The sequence below is a fragment of the Acinetobacter sp. YQ_14 genome, from assembly GCF_043102985.1.
GTDB classification, from domain to species: Bacteria; Pseudomonadota; Gammaproteobacteria; order Pseudomonadales; family Moraxellaceae; genus Acinetobacter; species Acinetobacter venetianus.
The window spans coordinates 271,292-295,933 of sequence record NZ_JBICJJ010000011.1; the positions used below are offsets into that span (position 1 = coordinate 271,292).

At 35.2% G+C, this 24,642-nt stretch carries 28 protein-coding genes, 1 tRNA gene and 1 pseudogene; 12 read left to right on the forward strand and 18 right to left on the reverse strand.

Annotated features, from left to right (window positions below):
• The first annotated feature begins 34 nt into the window (after positions 1-34).
• From ACF8D3_RS06380 to ACF8D3_RS06390, 3 genes are all read left to right on the forward strand, one after another.
• Positions 35-328, forward strand: coding sequence for a type 1 fimbrial protein (locus tag ACF8D3_RS06380; protein ID WP_392470746.1), 294 nt, complete (start codon positions 35-37; stop codon positions 326-328).
• A 202-nt stretch (positions 329-530) separates the two neighbouring features.
• Complete coding sequence (locus ACF8D3_RS06385) at positions 531-3,557, forward strand: LodA/GoxA family CTQ-dependent oxidase (protein WP_392470748.1); 3,027 nt, start codon at positions 531-533, stop codon at positions 3,555-3,557.
• A 1-nt stretch (position 3,558) separates the two neighbouring features.
• Positions 3,559-4,662 carry an FAD-dependent monooxygenase gene (locus ACF8D3_RS06390; protein ID WP_392470749.1) on the forward strand — a complete coding sequence of 368 codons (1,104 nt, stop codon included), beginning with the start codon at positions 3,559-3,561 and terminating at the stop codon, positions 4,660-4,662.
• 227 nt (positions 4,663-4,889) lie between these two features.
• Here the strand turns inward: ACF8D3_RS06390 and ACF8D3_RS06395 are convergent, their stop codons facing one another.
• Positions 4,890-5,237 (reverse strand): hypothetical protein, encoded by a 348-nt coding sequence (locus ACF8D3_RS06395; RefSeq protein ID WP_392470750.1) that lies wholly within the window; start codon positions 5,235-5,237, stop codon positions 4,890-4,892.
• Positions 5,238-5,397: 160 nt separating this feature from the next.
• Between ACF8D3_RS06395 and ACF8D3_RS06400 the strand changes: the two are divergent.
• Positions 5,398-5,822, forward strand: a pseudogene (locus ACF8D3_RS06400) (type I restriction enzyme endonuclease domain-containing protein).
• A gap of 124 nt (positions 5,823-5,946) precedes the next feature.
• On the opposite strand, the gene ACF8D3_RS06405 reads toward ACF8D3_RS06400, so the two are convergent.
• Positions 5,947-6,023: transfer RNA gene (locus ACF8D3_RS06405), tRNA-Ile, on the reverse strand.
• A 161-nt stretch (positions 6,024-6,184) separates the two neighbouring features.
• Between ACF8D3_RS06405 and ACF8D3_RS06410 the strand changes: the two genes are divergently transcribed.
• The gene (locus tag ACF8D3_RS06410; RefSeq protein ID WP_392470751.1) at positions 6,185-7,426 is read left to right on the forward strand and encodes a tyrosine-type recombinase/integrase; all 1,242 of its coding nucleotides are present in this window, start codon (positions 6,185-6,187) and stop codon (positions 7,424-7,426) included.
• 108 nt (positions 7,427-7,534) lie between these two features.
• Here the strand turns inward: ACF8D3_RS06410 and ACF8D3_RS06415 are convergent, their stop codons facing one another.
• Positions 7,535-8,341 (reverse strand): Bro-N domain-containing protein, encoded by an 807-nt coding sequence (locus ACF8D3_RS06415; protein ID WP_392470752.1) that lies wholly within the window; start codon positions 8,339-8,341, stop codon positions 7,535-7,537.
• A 69-nt stretch (positions 8,342-8,410) separates the two neighbouring features.
• Positions 8,411-8,566, reverse strand: a complete 156-nt coding sequence (locus ACF8D3_RS06420; RefSeq protein ID WP_392470753.1) for an Arc family DNA-binding protein — start codon at positions 8,564-8,566, stop codon at positions 8,411-8,413.
• A 116-nt stretch (positions 8,567-8,682) separates the two neighbouring features.
• Between ACF8D3_RS06420 and ACF8D3_RS06425 the strand changes: the two genes are divergently transcribed.
• The 3 genes from ACF8D3_RS06425 to ACF8D3_RS06435 all read left to right on the forward strand — a co-directional run bounded on the left by ACF8D3_RS06425 (position 8,683) and on the right by ACF8D3_RS06435 (position 11,408).
• The gene (locus tag ACF8D3_RS06425; protein WP_392470754.1) at positions 8,683-9,153 is read left to right on the forward strand and encodes an Arc family DNA-binding protein; all 471 of its coding nucleotides are present in this window, start codon (positions 8,683-8,685) and stop codon (positions 9,151-9,153) included.
• A 634-nt stretch (positions 9,154-9,787) separates the two neighbouring features.
• Positions 9,788-10,786 carry a hypothetical protein gene (locus ACF8D3_RS06430; RefSeq protein ID WP_392470755.1) on the forward strand — a complete coding sequence of 333 codons (999 nt, stop codon included), beginning with the start codon at positions 9,788-9,790 and terminating at the stop codon, positions 10,784-10,786.
• Entirely contained in the window at positions 10,779-11,408 is a 630-nt protein-coding gene (locus tag ACF8D3_RS06435; RefSeq protein WP_392470757.1) for an NADAR family protein, read from the forward strand. The genes ACF8D3_RS06430 and ACF8D3_RS06435 overlap by 8 nt, the downstream gene beginning before the upstream one ends.
• 14 nt (positions 11,409-11,422) lie before the next feature.
• Here the strand turns inward: ACF8D3_RS06435 and ACF8D3_RS06440 are convergent, their stop codons facing one another.
• Together ACF8D3_RS06440 and ACF8D3_RS06445 are read right to left on the reverse strand one after the other, a co-directional pair.
• Complete coding sequence (locus ACF8D3_RS06440; RefSeq protein ID WP_392470759.1) at positions 11,423-12,514, reverse strand: ImmA/IrrE family metallo-endopeptidase; 1,092 nt, start codon at positions 12,512-12,514, stop codon at positions 11,423-11,425.
• A gap of 18 nt (positions 12,515-12,532) precedes the next feature.
• Positions 12,533-13,153, reverse strand: a complete 621-nt coding sequence (locus tag ACF8D3_RS06445; RefSeq protein ID WP_392470760.1) for a hypothetical protein — start codon at positions 13,151-13,153, stop codon at positions 12,533-12,535.
• Between the two features lie 218 nt (positions 13,154-13,371).
• Between ACF8D3_RS06445 and ACF8D3_RS06450 the strand changes: the two genes are divergently transcribed.
• Both ACF8D3_RS06450 and ACF8D3_RS06455 read left to right on the forward strand, forming a co-directional pair.
• Positions 13,372-13,593: an excalibur calcium-binding domain-containing protein gene (locus ACF8D3_RS06450; protein WP_392470762.1), complete on the forward strand. Its 222-nt coding sequence runs from the start codon at positions 13,372-13,374 to the stop codon at positions 13,591-13,593.
• A gap of 9 nt (positions 13,594-13,602) precedes the next feature.
• Complete coding sequence (locus ACF8D3_RS06455) at positions 13,603-14,244, forward strand: hypothetical protein (RefSeq protein ID WP_392470763.1); 642 nt, start codon at positions 13,603-13,605, stop codon at positions 14,242-14,244.
• Positions 14,245-14,479: 235 nt separating this feature from the next.
• On the opposite strand, the gene ACF8D3_RS06460 is transcribed toward ACF8D3_RS06455, so the two are convergent.
• The 11 genes from ACF8D3_RS06460 to ACF8D3_RS06510 all read right to left on the reverse strand — a co-directional run bounded on the left by ACF8D3_RS06460 (position 14,480) and on the right by ACF8D3_RS06510 (position 22,019).
• The gene (locus ACF8D3_RS06460) at positions 14,480-15,064 is read right to left on the reverse strand and encodes a lysozyme (RefSeq protein WP_392470764.1); all 585 of its coding nucleotides are present in this window, start codon (positions 15,062-15,064) and stop codon (positions 14,480-14,482) included.
• Positions 15,061-15,351 carry a phage holin, lambda family gene (locus tag ACF8D3_RS06465; protein WP_061391716.1) on the reverse strand — a complete coding sequence of 97 codons (291 nt, stop codon included), beginning with the start codon at positions 15,349-15,351 and terminating at the stop codon, positions 15,061-15,063. Before ACF8D3_RS06465 ends, ACF8D3_RS06460 begins: the two co-directional genes overlap by 4 nt.
• Before the next feature lie 269 nt (positions 15,352-15,620).
• Entirely contained in the window at positions 15,621-15,815 is a 195-nt protein-coding gene (locus tag ACF8D3_RS06470; protein WP_061519431.1) for a hypothetical protein, read from the reverse strand.
• 225 nt (positions 15,816-16,040) lie between these two features.
• A complete protein-coding gene (locus ACF8D3_RS06475; RefSeq protein WP_392470766.1) occupies positions 16,041-17,387 on the reverse strand; it encodes a host specificity factor TipJ family phage tail protein in 1,347 nt (448 codons plus the stop codon).
• A 17-nt stretch (positions 17,388-17,404) separates the two neighbouring features.
• Entirely contained in the window at positions 17,405-18,100 is a 696-nt protein-coding gene (locus tag ACF8D3_RS06480; RefSeq protein WP_392470767.1) for a hypothetical protein, read from the reverse strand.
• Between the two features lie 38 nt (positions 18,101-18,138).
• Entirely contained in the window at positions 18,139-18,582 is a 444-nt protein-coding gene (locus ACF8D3_RS06485) for a hypothetical protein (RefSeq protein ID WP_392470768.1), read from the reverse strand.
• Between the two features lie 191 nt (positions 18,583-18,773).
• A complete protein-coding gene (locus ACF8D3_RS06490) occupies positions 18,774-19,196 on the reverse strand; it encodes a hypothetical protein (protein ID WP_392470769.1) in 423 nt (140 codons plus the stop codon).
• A gap of 108 nt (positions 19,197-19,304) precedes the next feature.
• Positions 19,305-20,120: a DUF4882 family protein gene (locus ACF8D3_RS06495; RefSeq protein ID WP_392470770.1), complete on the reverse strand. Its 816-nt coding sequence runs from the start codon at positions 20,118-20,120 to the stop codon at positions 19,305-19,307.
• A 209-nt stretch (positions 20,121-20,329) separates the two neighbouring features.
• Positions 20,330-20,752, reverse strand: coding sequence for a TonB-dependent receptor (locus ACF8D3_RS06500; protein ID WP_392470771.1), 423 nt, complete (start codon positions 20,750-20,752; stop codon positions 20,330-20,332).
• Between the two features lie 100 nt (positions 20,753-20,852).
• Positions 20,853-21,236, reverse strand: coding sequence for a hypothetical protein (locus ACF8D3_RS06505; RefSeq protein WP_241775543.1), 384 nt, complete (start codon positions 21,234-21,236; stop codon positions 20,853-20,855).
• Between the two features lie 351 nt (positions 21,237-21,587).
• Positions 21,588-22,019 (reverse strand): hypothetical protein, encoded by a 432-nt coding sequence (locus ACF8D3_RS06510; RefSeq protein WP_392470773.1) that lies wholly within the window; start codon positions 22,017-22,019, stop codon positions 21,588-21,590.
• A 581-nt stretch (positions 22,020-22,600) separates the two neighbouring features.
• Between ACF8D3_RS06510 and ACF8D3_RS06515 the strand changes: the two genes are divergently transcribed.
• Both ACF8D3_RS06515 and ACF8D3_RS06520 read left to right on the forward strand, forming a co-directional pair.
• Positions 22,601-23,146: a 1-acyl-sn-glycerol-3-phosphate acyltransferase gene (locus tag ACF8D3_RS06515; RefSeq protein WP_019384226.1), complete on the forward strand. Its 546-nt coding sequence runs from the start codon at positions 22,601-22,603 to the stop codon at positions 23,144-23,146.
• A 138-nt stretch (positions 23,147-23,284) separates the two neighbouring features.
• The gene (locus ACF8D3_RS06520; RefSeq protein ID WP_004653079.1) at positions 23,285-24,034 is read left to right on the forward strand and encodes a YebC/PmpR family DNA-binding transcriptional regulator; all 750 of its coding nucleotides are present in this window, start codon (positions 23,285-23,287) and stop codon (positions 24,032-24,034) included.
• Positions 24,035-24,077: 43 nt separating this feature from the next.
• On the opposite strand, the gene ACF8D3_RS06525 is transcribed toward ACF8D3_RS06520, so the two are convergent.
• A complete protein-coding gene (locus tag ACF8D3_RS06525; RefSeq protein ID WP_004661600.1) occupies positions 24,078-24,548 on the reverse strand; it encodes an Lrp/AsnC family transcriptional regulator in 471 nt (156 codons plus the stop codon).
• Positions 24,549-24,642: the final 94 nt, after the last annotated feature.

Below are 24,642 nucleotides of genomic sequence, written 5' to 3' on the forward strand. Positions count from 1 at the left end.
TTAATAATAATTACATTAAATAAAGGTAATAATCATGCATAAAAATCTTTATAAATTCATATTACTTTCATCATTAATGGCTATTGCTTCGGTGAGTTATTCATCGGGTACAATTCAAATTAATGGAAATATTGTTGAAGATACCTGTTCAACAAGCCACTCAGACAAAGACTGCCAAGTAATCAACACTATAAAACAAAACATTGAATCAAAAAGCGTATCTTTAGAAGATTTGAGAAACAGCCCACAAAATAACAATGTAACCGAAATTAGTATTGAGAAAATCCCTGAACATAACAGTGCTGTAATTATTGCCAGTTATTATTAATATTTTTACTCACCATAGATTTTTTAATAATATTTAATCTATGGTGTTATTAAAATATGATTAAAAATATATTTAACTAATTTTTAAAACAGATTCATTTATAAAAATAAATTTAAGCATAAATATTGACCAGACATTTTATTTTCTATAGTTTTATATCCGTTGTAAAAATTAAAAAACTTTAAAATAATAAGGACAAAAAATGGATCATATGAATTCAGATTCACCCACAAATAAAAGTTGTGTTGATTGCAGTACAGATCCCATCGAATCGCTAAAAACAATGTTTGTCGATATGGTACAAGCGGGGAGAATCGGCAAAGGTCAGTGCCCTGCTATGCGACCTGTTTTTTTAAAACCACATGGCATAGCTGCTGCTGAATTTATTATTCGAGAAGATTTGCCAGAAAACTTACGTATTGGGTTATTTGCTCATTTAGGTAAGCGCTATCCAACATGGATTCGATTCTCATCAGATACTACGCCTACCAGTACTGATTTCAAATCTACTTTAGGGGTAGGCATCAAACTATTTGAAGTTGATGGTAAAAAGCTACTAGGAAATCCCGATGCAGGTACTTTTGACTTCCTCATGCAGAACTTCGATGCATTCTTCGTCGATACGGCTAAAGACATGTGTGAATTCACGAAGGCTGGCGTTGTTGATGGCAACTATGATCCCTACTTAAAAGATCATCCAAAAACCTCTGAACTACTTGATGCAATGGCAAAACCAGTTGCAAGTGTTTTATCTTCGGCATATTGGAGTGGCTTACCTTTTAAATTTGGTGAGAGCCAATTCGTTAAATATAAATTAGAACCCAACTTTTATCTTGATCCACCAAATCACTCTCCCAATGATCCTTCTTATTTAGGTGCAGATTTAGTTGCTCGGTTAAAAAAATCAGAAGCGCGATTCCGCTTTATGATTCAATTAAGAACCGATCCAGACCAAATGCCATTAGATGAAGCAACTGTTGTCTGGTCAGAAGATTTAAGTCCACCCATTCATGTCGCTGATATTGTTATCCCTATCCAAGATATAGAAGCTCGTGGTCAAGCTGAGTATGGTGAAAATCTTGCCATGAACATATGGCGCGTAACAGCCGATCATGAACCTGTTGGTTCTATTGCCGATGCTAGGCGTGTGGTTTATGCGGCTTCTGCTGAATTAAGACGTAATGTAAATGGAATACCTTTAGGTGAACCAAACTCCCCTCGTCCACTTATTTCACCCGCTGCCTGTGTCGATACTCATATTGTCCGTGCAGCAATACATCCTGCGATTGGTATTGCTCGAGTAGGTGATAGTGAAAATGAGTTTTTCATTGGGCCTGAAATAGTTGATGCCCCTGCTGATCTTACTCAGCAACCAAATTTTTACCGAGACTCAACGGGCGCTATTAAAAGACAAGCGGCTCGTTTTCGACTATATGGATACAATGCAGCTGGTGAAGTTGTTCGTGAACTGACCCCAGATAATGCAGATATCGTTTGGACCGTGCATGTCGCCAACCGCAAATCTCAATGGTATGAGTTTCAATATGCGCTAGATATACCTGAGGCTGTCAATGCACCAGACAATGCTTTTGCTTTACGCAACCCTAAAGTCAAAGCAGAAAATCGAATTAAGTTAGCAATTGATCCAGGTCCAAGAAGTATTTGTGGTCGAAATATTTCAGGTGGTGCTGCACATCGCTTTGATACAGGAACATTTCAAGCCGCATCTGATCAATCTGTTACCGTGCCCTTAGGTGAAATACAAACTGATGAAAATGGGCGACTACTATTTTTAGGTGGACATGGAAAGTCCGCATCACCAACCAATGCACCAGTATTCGATCCAGATAATCCACCAAGCTTTAATAATGCAAATGATTGGTACGATGACACCTCAGATGGTACTGTTGATGCGACCGTAAAAATCAATGGCGTAAGTATCCCTGTTGAATCTGCTTGGGTTGTTGTCGCACCACCCAATTATGCACCTGATGTCGTCAGTTGGCGTACGATGTATGACTTGATGTGCGATGTATACGTAAATGCTGGCTGGATGACAATGCCAGAAAAACCATCATTTACCCACGATATTTTGCCATTATTAAATCGTTTGGGCGGGCTTCAATGGGTGAATAAAGGTTTTGCAGCTTATTTTGGTAAAGGCTGCCCTATGGATTTTAGCAATCCGCAGTTACTCTCCAAATTGTCATACAAACCCAACGATCTAAATCAAGCAGATCCTTATAGCGAACTTCGCCGAGCAATCTTTCATAACTTCAGACCATCAAGACCAGTTGTAGCAGAGCCAGTTCAATGGCCACATGTCTGGCCTTGGATTTATGGTGATGCTTTTGGTAGTTTTCCAGAAAATGGTACAGGTAATATGTTGACCATGACTGGGCTACAAGAAGGCTTACTACGTCATTGGGTTGAAGGTAACTTCATTGATGATTGGTCAGATCAAGAGCCAAAAAGCTTCAGCTCTTTTGACCAAGTTCCACTAAAAGACCAACCACATACGCTCGATAAGGCAGCATTGCATTATTGTCTAGCTGACACTTTCCATCCTGGATGTGAAATGACATGGCCCATGCGCCACGCCAGTATGTATAGTTCTCCTTTTAGAATTAGACGACGTTCAGATTCTGATCCTGAACCAGATTATGGCGCTACGATGACTCCGATCAAAGTTCAACAAGTAGATGGACCACTTTATGCGCAAATACCAGGAAGTATCACTCGTTGGATGGCAATTCCTTGGCAAGGTGATACAGCATTCTGCCGATCAGGCTATGATCCTGATTTTGACCCTTACCTCCCTACATTCTGGGCAGCACGTGTTCCTAATCAAGTGTTAACAGAACAAGATTATCAAAAAGTCATTAATCTAGATTTGCCTAGAGAAGAACGGATTGCTGCCTTTAACCAACGGCGTAGTTGGTTGAGAGCCATTCAAGATGCAAATACGGCAGATGTCATGATGCGTATGGTTGCACACTTCAATGAACTTGGCATTGTTGAAGTTCGTGAAGGCATTAAAGATGATCCTGATATTCCCGAATATCTATATGTTGAAACATTAATAGCAGGGAAATTAAAAGCTGCTACTGAATATGCAACTCATTTACTCGAAAGTAGTACTGAACCACTGACAAATCTCGATAAAGCAGGTTGGGCTAGTCATGAACAACTACTCGCGTTTAGAGCAGTAAGAGTTCAGAAACGTTAAAATGATCAATTATGATTGTGATGTATGCATAGCTGGTAATGGCCCCGCCGGTATGATTGCAGCAAGGCAACTCGCTTTAGCTGGGCTGTCAGTTATATTAATTGGTAGCCCAAATCATCAAGCTCATAAATTTGGCGAAACCTTAGCTGGGGCAGCAATTCGACTACTTCTGAAGTTAGGTCTTAAAGAGCTGGTTGAAACACTACACAATACTTCAAATGACTATAATTCTTTTTCCCCAAAAGTCACAGGAAATATGGCTTTTTGGGGAACTGAACAAGCATCTATAACAGATGCTATTCATGATCCTTATGGCTTAGGTCTTCGAATTGATCGTCAACGATTTGATACGCTGTTAAAACAATATATTCAACTGAAAAACATTACACATCTGAACGCGAGTATCACAAATTTAACCAAACACAATGATCTATGGGAAATTACCTTAGACGGTAAAATGCTTATTACTTCAAAATGGATTATCGATGCGACAGGCCGCAGTGCTAAAATTCTTAAATTACTGGGTATTCAACGTTATCGAGGAGCTCCATTAGTAGCCCTTTATCGTACCTGTGTACCTGAGAAAAACATATCACTGAATAAAACAATAATTTCATCCAATGAAAGTGGATGGTTATATGCAGGAAAAATCTCTGAGGAAAAATGGGTGTTAGGTTTTCATACTCTTCCTAAATTTGCATTTAATCTAAGGAATCATGCATCTCATTGGGATGACGTAATTAATAAAAAAAGTGGTATTACGGATCTTCTAGGTCAATTAGAGTTAAGCGCTGATATTTACGCTCATGATGTTCGCACAAATTGGTCGCCCGAAACCTTTGGTGAAGGTTGGGTTGCCTGTGGTGATGCGTTATTGGCTTTTGATCCAATCGCAGGACAAGGCCTATTCAATGCAATTTATACTGCAATAAAAGCTTCTGAACATATTTTATCTGCTGAGCAAAAAATAATGCTAGAAAGTAATTATTTAAAAGAAATTCAAAAGATCATTAAAGTATATGAACATAGAAGATGTTCTTTATATAGAGAGGAACAACGATGGTTAGATAGTAATTTTTGGAAAGTACATCAGTATAGCCAATAACAAATAGTACAAGTCTCATGCGACAATCTTTTCAGTTGTATATTGAGCATGAGAATCTACTTTAACTATCAAATTCATGTTAAAAGATAATCCAACTCAAAACAATTATTTCATTAATCTAAAATTATTTTAGAGCATGGAATATCAAATAACTCTAAAACTTCTGAAGACAATACCGAAATACTCCTTCTCTTCTCTAATTAAGACTAAATCAATATTTCTAAATCTTAATAATCAGAGTCATAAAGATATCTCAAAGATTCCTGTTCCATTAAGTGATGATTTTCTGAATATCCATCCTCTTCAGCTTGTCGTTCATATTGCATGTATTTTTCCGATTCACGTTTAGCCTTAGCATTTTCATCTACACGTTGTCGCTCTTTTCTTTCTTTATCGATAGCTTCCTGAGCTAGTTTTGCTCGGCGTTCAATCTCGAGTTCAGCCATTTTTTGCATATGTTGTAAAGTTTTTTGTTGATATTCTTGTTCTCGCGCTATCCGTTCAGAATTTGTTTTCCAAACAATCACTATCATTAAAAGGACTACACCACCTAAAATAATATAAAGTTTATTCATTAATTACAGATCCTCACTGCTTATTTTCAGGCCAATTTTAAACTAATTAATAGCCATTAGAATTCAACAATGAATAAAAAATTTATAATGAAAATCAATAAACTGATGAAGTTGAAATAAAAGACAACGTAGCGTAACCCAAGGCAAGAAGCTCATGGATATGCTAAATACTGCTATCAAGGGCTATCAGAATAAAGTACTCACCGCTGCTGAAGTGATTGATGAACTCATCAAGCTCGCAAAGGCTATTTAGGAGTATGACAAGCTTGTTGCAGAACTCAATTTAACTGAGTAAGAGTATGCCTTTTTCTCTGCTGTCGCTAAAGATAGTGCAAGAGAACTCATGCAAAAATATATACTTAGAGAGCTTGCAGTGGTACTTACTGAATCTATTCGCCAAAATGTCACGTTGGATTGGACAATTAAAGAAGCGGCAGGTGCAAAGTTAAGAGTGATTGTGAAATGACTCCTAAAAAATATGGATACCCACCTGATATGGCATTATTAGTGACTGAAACTGTTATAGAACAGGCTGAGCAATTAGCAAATGAACTTGCGGAAATATCAAATCTAGAAGAGATTTGACCATAAATTGGTCCATCGGACTTTTGAACTGATGGACCTTAAAATAGACCGTTGGTCTAAACTGTTTTTCTTATTTTTCCCATTGAACAACCCTCTAAACTCATGGTTTAGAGGGTTCGATATATGGTGGGCCCACCGTGACTTGAACACGGGACCAACGGATTATGAGTCCGCTGCTCTAACCAACTGAGCTATAGGCCCTATACTTTGTAACTTATTGTATTCACTACAATTCAGCTTGAGACCAATATTAGCTAAATTCAAATTTAATTACAAGTTATTTCTTGAGTAGACCCATAGTAGACCGTAGAAATTACTGTAATATGTAGCTATATATTGTCAAGCCTAGCGGATTCTAGCCCATGTCAGCAAACCGAGTAAAGCTTACAAAGTCATTTATTGATCAACTCGAACTAAAACCTGCTATTTTTCGTGATAGTGAGTTAATTGGTTTTGCTGTACGGGTTAATACCTCATATAAAACATATATCGTTGAGAAAAAGGTTAATGGCAGGTCTACTCGGTCTACTTTGGGTATTCACGGTCAAATAACACTTGCTCAAGCAAGAGTATTGGCTCAAGAAGCCTTACTTGAAATGACGAAAGGTATAAATCTTAATGAAAAGAAAAAGAATCGTATTACGGACGCTGAGAAGCTCTACCAGGTAAAGCAACAGCAACCTACTCTCTTTGAAGCCTACAGTGTTTATATTGATGAGCGAGAGCTAAAACCACGTACACTTGATGACTATAGTGACGTTATTAATGGCTACTTATCTGATTGGAAAGATATCAAATTAAAGGATATCAACCGCAAGATGATTCAGGATAAACATAAAGAATTATCCGAACGCAGTAAGGCCCAAGCAAATATGGTGATGCGAGTCTTTCGCGCGATTTATAACTTCTCAATAGAACATTATTTAGATGATGATGAGAATCCAATTCTGCCACCTATCAATCCTGTGCGTACGCTAACCGCAAAAAAAGCTTGGAATAAAATTAAAAGAAGAAAAACATACATCAATGAAGATAAATTACCTGACTGGATTAACGCTGTATTAAATTTTCAAGATCGTGGTCAAAAACTTGAGACGAACAAAGATTTCCTGCTCACCTTGATTTTGACTGGCTTTAGACGAGAAGAATGTGAATCACTCGCTTGGTCTGCAATTGATCTTAAATACGGCTTTATCACTTCAATAGACCCTAAAAACAATGAACCGCATACATTACCTATGGGCGATTATTTATGGGCAATGATGAAAAAAAGAAGAGCAGCTATAAACACTGAATGGGTCTTCCCTTCTGCAAAATCAGTTTCTGGCCATATTACAAATATTTCTAAGGTGCGGAATAAAATCAACGAGAGCTGCGGTATACCTTTCACTTTCCATGATCTTCGTAGAACGTTCGGCTCAATTGCTGAAAGTTTAGACTATGGGAAATATACGATCAAAAAACTGCTGAATCATAAAGAGGAAGATGATCGAGACGTAACAGCTGGCTATGTGCAAGTAAGCGATAAAAAACTACGGGCCGCTATGAATGAAATCGAGGTAATAGTTTTAGGTGAACATAAGCAGAACCATTCCGATAAATGATGGAATGGCAGTTTGGTTTGAAAGGAAAATTGTTAATTCTAAAAAGTAAAAAACCGCTTAAATAAGCGGCTGTTGCAGACGCGAGTTCAACTCCCGCGATCTCAAAGACTAAGAATGATTATTTAATAAATGATAACGATCCATAGCGGCTAAATGCCAAGGGTATGTTTCAATCCTCTTTCTTAATTCCGCCTGTTTTTCTTTTTCAATAAATGTCCATGCGACAAATCCACCATCATTGAAATGATCATGGATTGCAGAACTCATGTGAGGATTAATTCCTCTAACTGCTGTACCAAACTGCCTCCACCATCCACTTAACCATACTAGATGCATTGCCATCGCTCTGACGTTCATAGTATTGGGTTGGTTATCTCCACTAAACAAAGCAATCAAATGATGGACGTATTCAACTGCTACAGGAATCTGTTCCAGTGATATCTCATCTATGCCTTTCACACTAAAACGTTGGTGTACGAGTTTGTAGGCTTCAGAAAAGTTGAGATGTTGTGACTTTGCTACAAGCATATTTACGGCATCGTTTAAAACCACACGTTCTGTTTTACGATTCTTAGTTTTGGGCTGTACTTCCCTATCCAAAATGTCTAAAACCCATTTTCGGAATTCTTTGGCTACTGGTGTGCGAGCGAACATAGCAATTAAGTGGCAACCACGTAATGAGAATATACGTGTTTCTTTTTCTGAATTACCATTGCCAAACCCCTTGGTGGCTAAATTGACCACCAAGCACATACATGTACTAAATTCATCAGCATAGCGATTATATATTTTGTTGACGGACCGAATATCAGCATATCCTAAAGCATTCGCTAATTCAGAAGATGTGAGCCAAATTTGGTCATCGCTTTGTTGTACTGGATGAAATTGCATTGCATTAAATGATAGACTGTTCATGTCTTATCTCCGTTCAGGAATTAGATAGAAGCTCCTAGTCCGCCAAGATTCAGGGGCTTCATTGTTTTTCTATTTAGGGATTTTTGGCTGATCTTTTAGCCACTCTTCTACAATAAAATTTAATTGTGCTGTTACAGAACGTCTATTCTCATTAGCATCTTTTTTAAGTTCATCTACCAATTTTTGCGGCATCCGAATATTAATTTGTCTGTCTTGTCTTGCCATAAATTACAACCAATAAAGCACCGTGATACAATTAAAGCACAGTGCTTTATTGATGTAAAGCACTGTGATTCATTAATATTAAAAACTAACTTAAGTTAGTTTTTTTTGGAAACGATATGGCTCGTAATGATCCGCAAATGAATTTACGTGTTCCAATGGAACTTAAGGAAAAAATTGAAAAGGCTGCTTTAGATAACGGTAGAACCATTACTGCCGAAGCAGTACATCGCTTAGAAGAAAGTTTTTTAAACAATTCTAGTGTTAGTAGCAATCAGGCTGATGTCAGAATCATTCCCTTACGCGATGGGAAAAAGCGTGTGATTTATGGAAAGTTACTGAATACGTTGGATTTAGATTACACTCAGGAACTATCTAATCTTAGAGATGATATTCATATTTCTCTTGAAGTATTAAGTGGCTCTTCATTTTGGAATTCATTAAAGTTTTTTAATAAAGAAGTTATTGTCTATAAAGGCGACAATCATATTGATGTTGTTGATAACGGCGAAGGTAGTCTTGGATGGTTGACTGTTGAAGATCATATTACGGATGAATATATGAAAAATTTGCATAAAAAAAATAAATAAAAGTAAGTCACTGCTTACTTTTATAGGTAAGGTCTGGCACTCTATTTCATGAAGTGGGATGTTCGGGATTTAAAAAAGCACCTTATGGTGCTTTATGATATTTCAATTGGTTTTATCATTAATTGGACAATCATTTGTGTATTTGTGGAAAAAACCATAGCCTAATTTAAAAATTAGATTTTTTTAGAATAGATTTACATTAAAAAATTGTTTAAAATAATAGCATTATAGGAAATATAATACATGGTGAGAAAGAATATGAATAGTGTCGAACAATGCCCTAAATGCAAAAATTATTTTACTATTAGTGAGATCGGTGGCCAATTTCCCGGTTGTAAAGAATCAGAAGAAATTGATTGCCCGCATGAAAATTGTGATTATTCGTATACGCGAAGAAGTAATGGTACTTTCCAAACACATAAAGCTAAACCACCAAAAGAAAATTAATTTAGATATTTTCACTTAATAAAAAAGCATCTCGGGATGCTTTTTTATTACAACATATAAATATTAATAAAAATTAAATAATATTATTAGTGGTTCTTTAAATATCAAACTAAAGTAGTTTGCACTTGAAAAATTACAAAAACAAAACAATAATAACAAAAATCAACATTAACCAAAGAATATAAACATGCAAGAAAACCTTAACAGAATTTTTTCCATTTTGAGCACTTATGAAAATTTTGAACCTTATATGTTAAATCATGATCAAAGTATTAACAGCTCATTACTACGTAACCATATAAATCTATGGGTATCTCAATTTGATGATTCTGAAAAAGAATTTATTGTAGAGATCACGGCAAATTTATTAGAACAACGTTTTATTACAAAGGATAAAGAAATTAAATTTATCCAATCATTGTTTGAAAACAATCTTCTTTTACAGAATAAAACCATGCCATTTCCTTTAAAAATTCAAGGAAATGGAAAAAGTCAGAGTTGTTTAGTAAAGCACTATGAATATTTTATGAATTATTATAATTTAACGTATTCTTCAGATTCTTTTATTTATATAGATGATTTCGTTTTTAGTGGTGGTCGTCTTTTCAATGATTTAAGTAACTGGATACCTTTACAACGTAAATCTAACATAATTTTTGTGGCAGTTATGGGGCAACATACAAATATTTGGATTAAAAAAAATCTGCTCCAGAGCAAAATATATAAAACCAATCAAATTAAAGGTATTAATAGTTCTTTAATATTTTTAAAATGCGTTGAATTGGAAAATAGATTATTCAAGAAAAATGAGTCTGGTATTTTATGGCCAATGATTAGTTTTTTTCAAAATGAAGCTTATGCACCATATATGGAACCTAAATTTATTTATAGAGACGGTTTTATAGCCACTTCTAATAATTTTTTTAAAAATAATGAAGATAGAGTAAAGTTTGAAAATATATGTTTAAAATATGGTTTTCAAATTATTCAAAGATGTCAAAACCCTAATGCAACCACAAAACCGTTAGGTAACTCATTCTTTGGCTATGGTTTTGGAGGATTAGTGTTCAATTACAGAAATTGTCCTAACAACACTCCTCTGATATTCTGGTGGGGAAGTAGTAACCCATCGGATCCAATGTATAATCAATGGCATCCTTTAATGCCAAGAAGGACATATGGATAAGCTTGCTGAAAGAATTTATGATCCTGAAACACAAGATTTAGCGGTCTTTAAAAAAACACATGAGCAATGGGGTGGATATTCCAACATGGCAGCAGGATATCCCATTGTTATTAATGATATTTTCATAAAATCATCAGAAGCATTGTATCAAGCTTTTAAATACCCTACTCGTCCAGATGTACAAAATAAGATTCTTATTCAATCAAGTCCAATGACAGCGAAGATGGTAGGGAAACCTTTTCGTGACTCAATAAGACCAGATTTCGATTTAATAAAGATTAAACTCATGAAATGGTGTGTATACGCTAAGCTGCTTAGTAATTATGAAAAATTTTCAGATTTACTTCTCCAATCTGAAAATAAGATAATTGTTGAGGAGTCCCGCAAGGATAATTTTTGGGGCGCAAAAAGAACAGATGACAATAAACTCATTGGGATTAATGTATTAGGAAGAATTTTAATGGAAACAAGAGAAAATATTAAAAATGGAAAAATTCCTGATAGGCTTGAACCTTTTCACTCGATAACAGATTTCAAGCTTTTAGGTCAAGATATAAGGACTATTCAAAAAGTAGATAGAACTTTATGGGAAGATGAAGATATACAACAATCTCTACTTTAATAAAAAAAGCGCCATTAGGCGCTTTCTTCTACTAGTTTAGGAATTCTTTGCTTTTTAGGAATTTCTATTCCAACTAAATTTTCAAGAAAACTAACATTCATATCTAAAGCTTTAGCTATATCTTCAGCATAAATTTTCTTCTTGGCAAGCATGGTAAAACATGCTTGAAGAAGTTCAGGCCCTTCTTTTGCAATTAAGTGGTCTTCTTTTTCAGTAATACCCTCACCTGTTTTTTTCAAGTAAATCACACCACTGGTATATTGCTCTTGCGTTAATAAACCTAACTGCTTGGCACGATAAAGGATTGCAGCCTTACTTACCTTCCAAGTTTGTTTAAATTCACCCAACTTTGCCCAGTTATAACGACCATTCTTATACCAAGTCGGAAAGTGCGTACGCATCATGACTTGAGGAATCAATAAAGCAGAAGCAAAGTAGTTTGCTTGTGACTCAGTTAACCGATCTCCAGTCACTATCCCATCATGAAGTACAAGATGTCCCAGCTCATGTGCCAAATCAAAACGCTGTCGACAAATACTTTCCTTCGCTTCGTTCCGAACAAATACAGGTCGCTTGGTTGCTAAAGAAAGAGCATCAACTTCTTTTGAAACAGATGGAAAAGTTGTCACTATGATTCCATGTGTTTCACACAGCCTAACCATATTACTAATTGGACCTAAGCCTAATCCCCATTTTTCACGGCATTTTTCAGCAATTAATTCAATAGACGAATTTTGAGAGTTTTCAAATGCTTCAATATCATATTTAGGCAAGCGTAGTTTAGAATCAAGATACTCAGTTAATCGCTTGATGTACTCGCCTCTAGCAATCACAATCTGCTTAAATGATACTTTTGAAGTACGGTTACTTCTAAAATGTATTTGATCCTCCTGTAAAACAGGTTTTAGCTGCATAAAAAAAGACTGTGGCACATTAAAGAAATGCGCCACTTTATCAATAAATTGATCGTTGGGTGTCGTTTGCCCCGTTTCAACTTTATGAAGATATTGACGTGTTAAGTCCAGCTTGCCACCTAAGTCCTCTAACGATAATTCATTGAATTGTCTTAGAAGCTTTAGTTCCAAGCCATTAAACTGTGTTGTCATGGCTAAGTCATCTTACAATTAGTTGTTTACAGCTTCGGAATCGTCGTCATCTTCTTTTCCATTGTCCATATCTGGATCTTCAACCAATGGTGAACCTAAATCTACAGGTTTTGGTGTTTCTGGCTCAATTAAGTGAATGTTGTTCAAGCCAGTTATTCTACTAGAATCCCAGTAGGCAACTACATCGTTTTCTGCATTGTATCCAGCAAAGATAACAAGTGCTTCATCTTCCTCAGTTGATGGTTCATTAAGAATATACTTCCAATAAACTGGTTCATTTACATTAGATGGGAATAATCCATAATATGAATCCTCCGCTTTTTTGAAAAATCCTTGATTACTTGGATTTAAAAAATCATCTTTGCAAAATCTGATTCGGGCACTGCCTATTTGGAAGATACATTTAAAAGTACCATCCTTTAATAAAATCGGTACTGGAGATTCACCAGACATTATTAAATGCACTATACATCCATATGTCCGACCAAAAATAGTACATCCACGTGTATAAGCATTATCAAATTGATGTCTGAGATCCATAATAGTTTCGTTATAGATATCAAGCATTGGGCGAGCAATAAAACTGATAACCTCATCAGTCAATTGTGGTTCAAAATAAGAAGGATGACGCCATTCCATAAAAATAATCCGCAATAAGAAGTGAAATGTTGGGTTAAAATCAATTTATTGCTAATTTTTAATTCTGTCAACCAACTTTTATTGCTAAATTTAAATTTTGTCAACTAACAATGCAAACTAAACCTTATTACATTATCTACAGAGTTTCAGACTCTAGGATTGCAGACATTTATACGTGACTGCTACAATCAATTTAAACTTATACTCAAAACAAATTTATGAAATATATAATTTTTATTTTAATGGGGCTGCTTTCATTTCAAAGCTATGCAAAGAAGTGTGCTGACTTTGGAACTCAAAAAGAAGCTCAAGCTTGGTATGAAAAGCGCAAAATGTCTGGTCAAACTGGATGGAAAAGCTTAGATCGTGATGGCGATGGTCAAGCATGTGATTGCTTGTCGGTTGGAAATGGCAAGAATTGCCCGAAGAAGAAAAAATAAGGAAAGAACATGAAGTTTAATTTTTCATTGGATACAGCAATCATTGTTACTTTAACAGCAATTTTTTTATTTGCTTTGGGGCAAGCTTACTTAGGAGGTTTGCTAAGACCTTTTTATGTTGATCCTGTTGTATTGAATTTTAGTATCCAAGATAAAATTTACTGGGGCTTCGTAAAAGGACAAGCACCTTTAATATACTTTTTTATTATCACTACCCTTTTCTATGTCTCAAGATATGTTTTTGTTACAGCAGAATTAGATCAAAAAATCGTTAGTTTTTTGAGAAGTAAAATTAATTTCAGACTTCCACATGAAGTTAAACCACATAACATAAGTTTGACTGATGAAAGAGAAAGAAATTATTCGGTTTTTACTTTGACAATATCCATAATTTATACACTATTTATTGGGGCTCTTTTTTCTCTTAGTCATATTGAACAAAAGGGCAAAGTAATTGGCCAAACAATACTTACTGATATGACAATACAACCCTTAGTAAAAATAACTGGTGCAGATACAGGCCTAAAACAATATCGTATCCTATGTGGCTCTGCCTTATGTGCTGTAATAGATGCACAGAAGAATGTCTCTTTGGTTGAACCTAAGAGTGTTGTGTATTTAAGTTCTAATTTTGATAAGAAAGCATCTTAACGGATAAAAATATGTCTGCTTTTTTGATAATCATGGGATTTATCTTAGCTTTTTCTGGATTGATCTTTGGCCCATATATATTCCATAAACACATCAGAAACCACCAAGAAAGTCATGCAATGGGCTTTTTATGTATGCTTCCTGGTATGTTTGTTGTGATGCTTGGCTTTTATTTGAGATGAGAAACTGTAGTACTTATACATCGTTGAATTAAGCCCTTCAAAAAGGGCTTTTTTTATTTCTTTAAAAATAATGCTCTCTCTGCTTCACGGCGGCGAACCAAACCTTTCAACACCTTTCCCCCACCTCTATTCCACTTTGGAAACTCATCTGCTGCAGCTTTATAATCTAAAGCATTCAGATATTTCACTAAGGTCGACGTTTTAAAAGCATTCGTACCAATGTTATAAGCCAAAGAAACCAATGCATCGAATTGATTTTGTGATAGTGGAACACTCACAACATCATTTACAGCAGTTTGAAAGCGCCTCAAATCATGTTGAAAAAAGGACTTTGCTTGTTCTAAGGTACAACTATCGCCTTTCTTTACAGCAACACCATTTGGATAAATCGTTGTCCCGTAACCGATGGTCCAGACTCCTACACCATCGTCATAAGCTTTCAATCTTAAATCTTCAAAACTGGTGATGAGTTGAATACCTACAGAACTTATGGTCATTTCAGAATCAATCGCGATTCCAAGCATATCAGCAACATCATAGGCTGTAGCTACATTGATTAATTTATCAGTGGCATCGACTTGTTTTTGAGTCAGCTTTCCACCACTGATTTTACGTAAATATTCGATGATCGCTTTCATGATTCCTCACCTACTTTTTTACTAATCATTCGATCTACCCAAAGTGTGCCTTTGAAGCCCACAATACCACCCACAAAGATTGAAAGCTGCATAGGTAACGCTAAATACTCTAATGCACTCACAATCGTTAACGTTAAACATCCGCACAACACAGCTTCTAACCAGTCGATCTTTCCACGTTTCTTGAGTGACCTTACGATCGCTACAATCACTGACAGAATTACGGCGACCACTGTAAGGTTATGCGCATCTAACCAGTCAATCGCATATTTAAGATAATCTTGCATTCACTTTTCTCCAGGTAATAAAAAACCGCCCGTAAAGGCGGTAAGGAAATAAATCAATCTTTTTAAGTCTTCGCAGCTTATTGTAAAAACTAAAAACCCCTCAAAAATTAACTTGAGGGGTTTTCTTATAATCAGAGTTTAATCAATATGATTACTTTTGATTTTTAAGTTTCTTTTTCAATTTAGCTAATTTGCCTTCATGTTTAGCTATTTTCTTTAGGCGCGCTTTAATTTGTTTCTTAAGGGATTTAACTTGTTTAGCCACGATGTTACTCCTTGGTTAGTTTATCCGTTGACTGATGTTTTTTTATAAAACTACGGATGTATTTTCTTAATTCTCTAGCTGCGCTTGTGTCTAAGCTATCACATAGGTGAATAAACTCGTCACGCTCAGCCGTATTGATGCGAATTAAGAGTTGGCCATCTTTTTTATTCACCTTAGTTTTTTTGGGTAACTCAGTCATATCGTTTTAATTCCCAAAAGGTAATAAGCAAAATGTATATACAATGTATATGCCTAAATAATTAATGTCAACCTTAGCCACTCGATAAAACGTTTAAGCTACAATAAGCCATCAAGAACCACATACCATAAACTTGAATTACAGTTGTGACCCCAACACCGCTACTTACTGGCTCTGCCATTTTTATTTCTCTAGGTGTAAAACCTCCTTTCGGCGGTCATTGATTCAGACATAATCTTTATCATTTAAATAATATTGATCAGTGTAGTTGATCGCAGTGATTGAAGACTCCCCACCTCCACCAGACTTTTCAGTAATCAAAAATAGATCTCTCTTGCTATGCGTATCGGTTGTGACAAGATAAGTTGAACAACTAATATTCCCCTCGTACTCAACAACAAGCTGCGAAGTTGGTGCACGGGCCAATAAAACCTCTCGCTCATGAGCACCTTGCGATAACTGAATCACGTCAACTTGGCTATTAGGTAATTGCAGGTGAATAACATAGGTTTCGTTTTCATCAAGTACACATGGCTGTGACAACGTTAAGTACAAACCATCTTGTTCAATGACTGAACCAGAACTGACCAACATCGGACGCGTATCATCAGCAATCAGAATTAGGTCATTTCGAGTGACTAGATCAGCTTCATGATATGCAGAAAACTCAACAGATCTTTTTTTGTGCTTCAGTTTATTGAGTGCGCGGTATGCTAAAAGCTTCGCTTGCGCTTCATTCGTAATTCCGCTGATTTCCAAAGATTTTGCATTTATCACATTATCATTTGGTAGTTTAATTTCAGTCTCGGACCATGAATCAGCTGGGTTATGCCATTTGATTTTCACACCATCAAAGTCTTTATTTACACCAAAGCTGACAGATCGCTTCTCACTTTCTGGCTTCTTATTTCTATGATTAAAAAGCAGTGTCGGTATATCTCGAGGCTGTTCAAATACAAAAAAGACTTGATTTGATTCTCGGCGGGCATCGCAGAACACAGCATTCGCAACTGTTGCAAGTGCCTCCTCGTATGATATTTTCGCATCATCAAATGTATAGTTGAATTCTATTGGTACGCCAAAATACGTATTAATTTCATCAGCTACGGCATAAAGACTAGCAACATCAAGCGTATTTATATCCCTTCGTCCTATTTTTTCATCTGTTGTCATCGCGCTAACGATGTCAGCAAAATTACTTGTAGCCATGCGATCAACTGATTTCTCACCTGATTGGTATGAATATAACTTGCGATGTGCAATCAGATTAAACTCCCTGCTTTGCGCACCTGTTGCTTGCTGTGTTGCAACTGTACGTACCCGAGCAAGCGTGACATCGTCATAGATCAACTTGTCTGATTCATAAAATGCATAAGCGAGATAAAATTTGGTGTCATCGCTTAGATCAGCATGATCACCATTATCTGTAATTCTCTTTGCTCTAAAACGAAATGCACCCGTAAACGGCATATCAATCCGCAGTGTTTTTGCAATCTGTGATCGACTACCATCAATGCCGTGCAGCATGACTGTTTCTGAAAATATAGGCCCTGTGGCTGAACCATTAACCACTTGCTGATACTCAACAGTTACCTCAACGTGCTTGTCTTCAGAACCTCGAGAATGCCATTGGGTGCAACAAAATTTAGTAATATTCCCGTCGCTTTCGCAAAATCTACGCTATACCATCCAATCCAGTTATTTTGACTTGATCGTAAATAAATATACTTTGTATAAGGTTCTGTTTCTCCGTTTGGTTCGTATTGAAGATCATTCCAGCTTGAATTAATTGCACCAGGATCAACCAGTGATATGGTTTCCGAGCTGCCATCAATACCACTGATCACATATGTACCATCTAAATTCAAACCGACAGTACTATTGATGAGTAATCCACTTAATGTTGCCGTTAAATTTTCTGTGATTTGAGAGAAATTTGAATTTGTAGATGCTGGATCAATGAGTTTGATTGTATATGCACCCATTGCATAAGAAATAGATTCAATATCGTATGTACCAGACAGATCCAACGGTCCATTGATAGGATCATTAACAACATAAGTCAAAATATTGATACGCTGATAGGTTTCCGCATTCGATACCTCACTCATGACGACTGAAATCGTATTCAATGTTGCATCTACTGTTCCTCTTCCATTCCCAGCAATATCAGCTTGTCCCCAATTTGCACCTTGAATTGATATTTCCTGACCAACGACAAAACGTTCTGTAAATTGTTCGCGCGTCCAAGAATCTATGGGCGTATTTTTGACAATCAATTTCAATAAACTATTTTATTGTTGTTCTGTTAGCTGATGACAACCTACTTCTGAAAATACTTGTCCAATAAGTATAGTAGATCTCTATCATCTATTTCCTTTTTTCTACTTTGCTCTATTTGCTGCTGATACTCTTCTTGTGAAATTACTCCTTTATCAGGTGTAGTCTCAATGAGCTTCAAATAAGGCTTATTATTTAAAGTTTTATTTTGTGCATTATATTGAGTTTTATCATAAGCGCTCATACCAGATGTTTGAAATACATCTTCAATTCTTTGTGTCATATAATTATAGTTTTGATTTGTCCATTTTGCTTTTAGTTGATTTGATATCTCAAAAAAATCCACACTCTCATTGCTGTCAGTCTTATTATGAAAGTTATCTTCTTTAACAATTAAAATAGATGGTTTTTTTTCAAAAAAATCATCGGCACTGCATACAGAACTGAAAACCACTAAACTAATAAAAAACAATAGTATCCTAAACATCAAATGTATAGCTCATTACAAATCGTTGGAATGAATAAATTTTATATAACTTTAAAAAAAACCTCCACTCCCTATCATATTCTTTTATTGCTTTTCGGCCTATAAATAGTTTTGTTTAGCTTTCGACAACTAAGATTCCATAATTTTCACTCATAAAAAACCACCATAAAGGTGGCTATTAAACATTAAGACTATCCCAGCAACTTTTTATAATTCTGTTTGTCGCACTCGTAGGGTGTACCTTTTACCTGTTTAACAACATCAAGATAAGACTGATTTTCTTTATCGAATTCCTGATTCATTTGTTCACGAGTGGTAATCTCTTTTAGCAATTCTTGAGACTGTTCAAAATTATCATTAAATATTTTTTTAATCTGGTCATTTACGTTAGCAATATCACATATTGAATTTGTAAGCTCTAATTCTTCTTTAAAGGTAAGTTGTCTTTCTTCGGACAGTATTCCTAATGCATCAAATCTATTGATAGCATCTTGACGTGCATTAGAAAGTACGCGAAACTCATTAAAAAACTCTAGTTTTGAATTAGGATATGCCTGAAATGAAACAAAACTCAAAACTAATAAACTTATTATTAAATGCACTTTCATATTCATCAGCATTCCAAGAAATTTTGAATTACAGCTTAACACATAAAGTAAAAAAACCCACTGAAGCAGAACCTAAAAGAAAACCTCCCGAAGGAGGTTTAATAGTACTTAAAACTATATTGAGTTCCCACATATATCTGTTGAACCAGATGGGTATGTCTGTGTGAATTGAACACTGTCCGTAATCAACTTTAGCGTTACTGATTTGCCAATAAAATTAGATGAAGAGTATGGTGCAGGTTGAGATTCTGCAAAAAATCCTATTTTGGTTATTGGATTATTAGCCACTACATTCATGTAGCCATAATTGACACCATTTACAATAAAACCAATCTGTTTCGATTGCTGATTAACATACACACCAAATCTAACCTTACCTGATGATGGAACTTGAATAGTAAAGCTTCTAGGGTCTAAATCCTTAAATGTAGTTTGCCCATTTGCATTATTGAAAGAACCTCCAATAATAGTTAGATAATTACCATCAGCCATTGATGGAGTATTATTAATTACTGATTGAGCTAAGTTTATACCAATCTCTTGGCCTGCCGAAGAAGTACCTACTACCACAAAACCCATTTGTTGAGTTTCTTGAGCAGTTCCACCAAGTAAGCTTTGTAGTTGAGAAGTGTCAATTTCGGTCTCAAATGCAATCACGCCGTTTGTAACTACGGTTTTGTCTGCAATATCATTCATTGTCCCAAAGGAAGCAAGCACCTGATCAATAGTAGGATTTCCTATTAACTGTATAACAGATATCCCTTTTTGATTTACCGTATCAATGGTTGTCATTAAAGCTCTTTTTCTTGTATGCGTACTGTTATAAGCATCAATTTGAGCCTGTGTCGCATTGAAATTATAATTACAAGAAGCTCCCCAACTTGCTGCGCTGGTAACTCCAATTAACATGGTTAATAATAACTTTCTCATTCTTTACACCTTATTTTTATGAAATAAGAATATAAATTAAAAATTTGATCATTAGGTCAACATTCAGATCAATAACGGTTATATCTAGAAAATAAAAAGCCTCGCCAATAACTAGTGTGTTGGCAGCGCTTCCTGTGCTGTAATCCGTTCGGCAATAAAAAACCGCACCTCAACGACGGCTTTAACACAACATATTTAAGTGCTATCTATTACTCTGGAATAAAGACCATTTTTTGTTGGGCAACAATCCACTCTGGTTTCCCATCTTTTAGCCAAATTTTTGTTCTTGCCTTATTTATAAGTAAATGGACAATTTTTCTGTCTAAGTTTTCTAGACCAGTACTCTTGTACACTTTGATATGTCTAACATATCCACGTTTATCAATGAAAACTAAAAATTCAATTTCTCTGTATCTATTTTCAAGCTCACTGTTGTACACAGTTATATTTGGCAAATAAACCCAAATGTTCTCATTATTACTTATATCTTTAAAATTAAATTCAACACCATCAATAACTAACTTATCCGTTGAGTAAGGATCTAATTTTTCCACTTTAATATAGTCAACTTGAGTTGCTGCACACCCACTTAAAGATAGGAATAAAGCACAAAAAAACAATTTATTAAGCATGGTTTTTACCAAAATTTTTTTCTGATTATATATATTTTTAAATCAAATACTACACTTAAAACCTTAGAAAAATCAGATATTAAAAAATATTTTTGTGAAGCTAGGTCTTTCCAATCTTTATACGAAAATTAGTTGATCCAATGTCTTGTATTTGCATGGTGTAAACAGGCTTTCCGTCTTTCTGATCTTCGTTAATTAATAATTTAACAACTCCATAATTCTTATCACCAGTTATTTCAACTTTGTAAAAGTATGCCGGTTGTTTGGATTCATAAGAACTTGAACCGCCAACAGCTCTAATACTATAGTCGGTAACTTTGCCAAATTCTCTTCTTATCGTATCATCTGTATATATTACAGATTCAACACGCTGAACATTATTCTTATTATTAATCATAGAATGTACTCCCCAAAATATAAGTAAAACTACACTTATGAGAGCAATATTTCTTTTCTTCTTCAAATCTTTAAATTCTATAAACATGAAAGGGAAAAACCTTTTGAAAACATTCAAACAATTTATAAAAATCGTTACCTAATTGTACCCACTACAAAAAAAAGCCCGCATTAGCGAGCTTTTAAATATCTAGTGAACCATTATAATTTCGCTCACTATAGCAGAAATATGTCATATCCTTTGTACAAGGTCAATAGTGAAACGAATTCAACTTTGATATGAATCCTCTTTCTCCTTACTAAACTCAAGAGAATCTTGAATCATGCTATTTGTAATCTGAAAGAGCCTAGTCACTTCTCTAAATACTAATTCATGAAATATTCTATGGTTCGCCCCTGCTTGTTTTGGATTGCATCAAGCATCCCGGCAACATGTTCATTAGCTAATATTTGCACCATTCGCAATTTGCACGGCAGACAAGATAGATCCAAAACAGGCGAACATAAGAATACCTATAACTAAGACCTGAAATAAAAAATATTCTATCGCTAGCTTTTTGTCGCATTTCCATATTTCTGAAATTTTTATTGCTTCATTTCTTGAAAATTCTAAAAATTGAACACCTTTAACCTTTAGATATAAATAACACTTGTAGGAGTTATTAAATTCTATGTACGCATTGACTATCCAGAAAGCAAATGCGACCCATATAAATACTGTAAATATATAAAATGGAACGTGATTAAATGCCAATTTCAGTACATTCGATTTATATAAAAGAAGAAAAGCAATACCACCAAAAATAGTTTGAGTGAGTATAGTTGTCATGAATTTGTTGTAGGCTTCTCGACCTTCCTCAAAAATAAACATAATTCCTCCTAAAAATCATTAATTTTCATAAAGTTAAAGTTATTATGTTTGCAAACATGGAGTAAAGATAATGCTTATTTTTCGACAAAACAATATGCTTAATCTTTAATTTTTAATAATATTGATACGATTTTACAACTGATTTTTTACATAGCTTCTGCTTAAATACCAGATATAAAGCGCCAACTTTTCCGAGTCGGCACTTTTTTTGTTTACAATTCTCTCAGTTTTTTTATAAAAAATCTTAAGCCGGCGCATTAAAACAATTCAGATTTGTCTCCATCAACTCGCCGTCCGTTGCTCTAACCAACTGAGCTATAGACCCTAAATCACAATGCTAATGATTAAAGATGCTTGATATTAGTCAAATAAATTTACAAACAGATGATTTTATAAAATTATTTTAAAATCATATTCTTAGATAAACCCACCTGATATTCACAAGCTGAGTAAAGAAAATATTTCCATGTTTTGATCATTTTAGAGACATCCAAATTTTCTTGTGATCTTAAATTTTCAGCCATATATTTTATATAGAACTCGGATTAAACTGCTGAAATTCATTTGTAATGATAAAGAATATGAAAAAGTTTTTAGGAAAATCTATTTTTAAAGCAACAGGTTGGGAGTACAAAGTCGATCCAACTATCTTGGAAAAAAAGCAAGTTATTATTGGATTTGAACACACATCGAACTTAGATACGATCTTATCTTTAGCTTTATTCGAAATTTTAGAGCTTAAAATTCATACTCTCATCAAAAAAGAGCTTTTTAAAGGTCCACTTAAACCAATTCTAGAAAAGCTTGGTGGCATCCCTGTTGATCGTAAAGCAAATAAAGATATTGTTACGCAAATGGTTGACTTATTTAATCAAAATGAAAATTTCAACCTTGTAATTGCCCCGGAAGCAACGCGTGCCAAAGATGGTGAAACTCGAAAGCCAATCCGTACAGGTTTTTGGCATATAGCTAAGGCAGCGAATGTGCCTATCATTCTAATGTATGCAAATGCTCGTACCAAGAAAGGCGGTATTTTAGGGAAAATCTACCCTACGGATCTTCAACAAGACTTAGAAAAAATTAAATCCCTTTATGCAGAATATGGAATTGATGTAAAAATTAGCTAAGCTCATTCTTTCGATCAATCCTTGTAAATTGACGGTAATTTTAAGTTTTGAATATGAAACATGGCTGTTTTCAACAAAACCATCGCTATGCTAATATTCGTGCACTTTTTTAAGTTTTAATTTTTTGGAGTTACTTCCATGGCGGGTCATTCTAAATGGGCCAATATTAAGCATCGTAAAGCTAAACAAGATGCAAGTCGCGGTAAAGTTTTTACTAAGTATATCCGTGAAATCGTAACCGCTGCACGTTTAGGCGGTCCAGACGCAGCGAGCAACCCACGTTTACGTGCTGTTGTCGAAAAAGCACTTTCAGTCAATATGACACGTGACACGATCAATCGTGCAATTCAACGTGGTGCTGGCGGTGAAGACAATGATGATTTAAAAGAAGTAACCTATGAAGGTTATGGGGTGGGCGGTGTTGCAGTTATTGTTGAAACAATGACAGATAACCTAAACCGTACTGTACCTGACGTACGTCACTGCTTCTCTAAAACCAATGGTAACTTGGGAACCAACGGTTCGGTAGCCTACCTGTTTACTAAACGTGGTGAAATTTCTTTTGAAGATGTTTCTTTAGAAGACAAAGTCATGGAAGTTGCTTTAGAAGCTGGTGCTGATGACATCGAGATTGATGAAGATAGTATTCTCGTCATCACTAGCCCAGAAAGCTTTGGTGATGTACAAGATGCCCTTACAGCAGCAGGTTTAAAATCGGACAATGCTGAAGTTGTGATGAGCCCATCGACTAAAGCTGAAATCAATGATATTGATCAAGCCAAACAAATCATGAAAATGATTGATATGCTTGAAGATCTTGATGATGTTCAAAACGTTTATACCAACGTTGAATTCTCTGAAGATGTATTAACGCAACTTGATGCTTAATTCATTCAGAATAGTAAAAAATGCATCTTTTTAGATGCATTTTTTATAGCTTGTTTAAAAGTTTATAGCAGTTAAAAACATTGTATTCTTTAATCACAAAGCTTGAATGAAGCGCAACGACACTGTCTATCTTACCTATACGACGTAACAAGATTTCACTATAATCATCCATATTTCGCGCCACTAATTCTAAAATAAAATCAGCGCTCTGCCCCGTCACGAGAAATGCATTGGTCACTTCTGGAATATCTTCAATTTCTTGTAAGAACTTATCAAAAGTTTCACTATCGTGTTTACTCAACGAAACTTGCAAAAGAATATGCAGACTAAAACCAAGTTTATTAAAATTAATTTCTCGTTTCAGCTGCCCCATTACTTGGGATTCAATTAAATTTTTGATTCGACGATGGACTGAGCTGACAGACAGATTTATTCGCTCAGACAACTCGTTTAGATTTACGTCTTCATGGGTCAAAATTTCTAAAATTTGCTTATCAAAACGATCTAATTCCATTTCACAGTCCTCATTATCAAATTCAGTTTTTATCGGAACTGTTTATATGTTCGTGAATTTTTAAGGGTCAAGGGAAAACATTCGTTTAACTTTT